3 protein-coding genes are annotated in these 2082 nt (G+C 35.5%); all 3 read right to left on the bottom strand.

The genetic code is table 11. The annotated features are described in order from the left end of the window. Positions 1–16: 16 nt before the first annotated feature. Positions 17–1471 (bottom strand): IS66 family transposase, encoded by a 1455-nt coding sequence (tnpC, locus tag ACZIYX_RS23890; protein WP_462684767.1) that lies wholly within the window; start codon positions 1469–1471, stop codon positions 17–19. A 26-nt stretch (positions 1472–1497) separates the two neighbouring features. Further along, positions 1498–1857: an IS66 family insertion sequence element accessory protein TnpB gene (gene tnpB / locus ACZIYX_RS23885; RefSeq protein WP_462684766.1), complete on the bottom strand. Its 360-nt coding sequence runs from the start codon at positions 1855–1857 to the stop codon at positions 1498–1500. Between the two features lie 11 nt (positions 1858–1868). Then, positions 1869–2082 (bottom strand): IS66 family insertion sequence element accessory protein TnpA (gene tnpA, locus ACZIYX_RS23880; RefSeq protein WP_462684765.1); only part of this gene is annotated, 214 nt, incomplete at its 5' end.

Below are 2082 nucleotides of genomic sequence, written 5' to 3'. Positions count from 1 at the left end.
GTATGCATCCGAGCAACTACAGTATAGAATTTTCTTGATATCCAGGTAGTAATTCTTCTAATTTTTGTATGCTATGATCTGGTATTTTTTCTAAGGTATTAGCGAGCCATTCTCTTGGATTTATGTTTTGCATTTTGCAACTTCCAAAGAAAGAATACAGCATTGCTGCATTTTGTGCTGCTTTGTGTGATCCACAGAATAGATAGTTTTTTCTACCTATAGCCATTGGTCTTATGGCATTTTCTATTTTGTTATTATCTAGTTCTATTTTTCCATCCAGAAATATATTCTGGAGTTTATGATATTGGTTCACAAAATAGGTCATTGCTTTCCCAATAGCGCTTTTAGGCAACACATTATATTGTTCTTCTGTAATCCAATCCTTGATCTGTTGCAATAACGGTTGTATCTTTTCAAGGCGTAATTGCTTGATTTTTTCAACATTTTGCTCTGACTCTTCTTTAATAGTTCTTTCTTGGAGATAGATTTCTCTGAAAATAACTAATGCTTTTTCTGCACGTTTTTTATCATTGTCCAATGCATCGTAGAACTTTCTTCTGGCATGTACCAAACATCCAGCAAGTGTTATAGCAGGATCTGCTCCAATTTTGTCATATACTGTATACCCATCGCATTGCAAATACCCTGTATAATCTGCAAGTAATTCTTTTGGACCGTTTTGCCCACGCCCTTTACGATAATTAAAAAGTACTAGTTTGCCTATGGGATCGTGATAGACCCATTGATATCCTTGATGTGTACTGCCTTTTTTGTCGCTCTCCAATACTTTGATTGGTGATTCGTCAGCCTGAATGTAATGGGAATCGACTATTTTTTGTTTTAAAACATTGTAGAGTGGTTCCAGTAAGCTGCAACATCCTGCCATCCAATCGCTCATAGTACTTTGTGAGGCTTCCCATCCAAAATCACGTTTAAACATCTGGATTTGTCTATAAAACGGAAGGTGATCTACATATTTGCTCACTAGAATATGAGCTAACAAGCAAGCCTCTACAATAGATTTATCAATAGGACGAGTTGGAAGTTCTGCTATTAGAACACCTTGTCCATCTGCTTTAGCATATTTAGGGCGAATCGTTTTTCGTTTAATAAGACTTGCAGGAGTATATTCTAGAGTTTCTGTTACTTCTTCTCCAATCTTTTTTAATCCTGTGGTATCCTCTTCAGGCTCAATAATGACTTCCCGTACGGGAAGATGTTCTGGTAAAGCATTACGCCCTTGATGTTTTTTCTTATCCCTGCTATAGGTGATTGTTTCTTGTGGAACTTCATCTGGAATAGTAACAGGATCTTCAGAAAAAAGAGTAAGTTGATCCACTACAGTCTGGGTAATGAAACTCTCGGACTTAAAACCATTAATCAGCTTATAAAGCCCTGCCAGTTGTTCTTCTAAAAAAGCTATTTTCTTCTTTTGATTCTTAGTTTCGACAAGTAGCTCTTGGTAGGTCATCTTGACCCGAAAATAATAAAGAATAACTAAATTTCCATATTTTTTTGAGGTTCTTTATATCTTTTTCTCCTATCCATATTGGTAATAGACACACCATCAATCAATAAAACTAATTGAGAATAATCCAAAGTAATACTTCCTGTAGATGTATCATATGAAGGTAATTCAAAACTACCTTGTTCCAAACGCTTGTAATATAATACAAAACCACCTCCTTGCCAGTGTAACAATTTTGCCTTGTTACGTAGTTTATTGACGAAAATATACACAGAACCATCAGTAGGACTACTTGCTAGATCATTACTTACCAAATTGGATAAACCATCAAAACTTTTGCGCATATCTACCGGATGGGCATATAATCGAAAACCTAAGGAACTACTCAAAGAAAACATAATTATACAGGAATTTGAATTTCTAATCCATTAGGTAAATGAATCAAGATAAAACGTGAGGTTGAAACTTCAGAATCTCCCACTTCTATTGGGATAAAAGAACAGGACGCCTCTGAGATATTATTAGACTCCTTTGATAACTTGTTAACCCAATAATGTAGCTTACCTTTAGTTAATCCCCGAGATTGAGCAAATGCTTTTTGGCTTTGACCTGAA

The organism is Aquimarina sp., from assembly GCF_977115655.1.
This window is presented reverse-complemented; position numbering and strand designations above follow the sequence as displayed.

Coding starts and splice junctions, on each gene's coding strand:
- tnpC (WP_462684767.1), bottom strand. CDS start 1,471: ATGACCTACCAAGAGCTACTTGTCGAAACTAAGAATCAAAAGAAGAAA.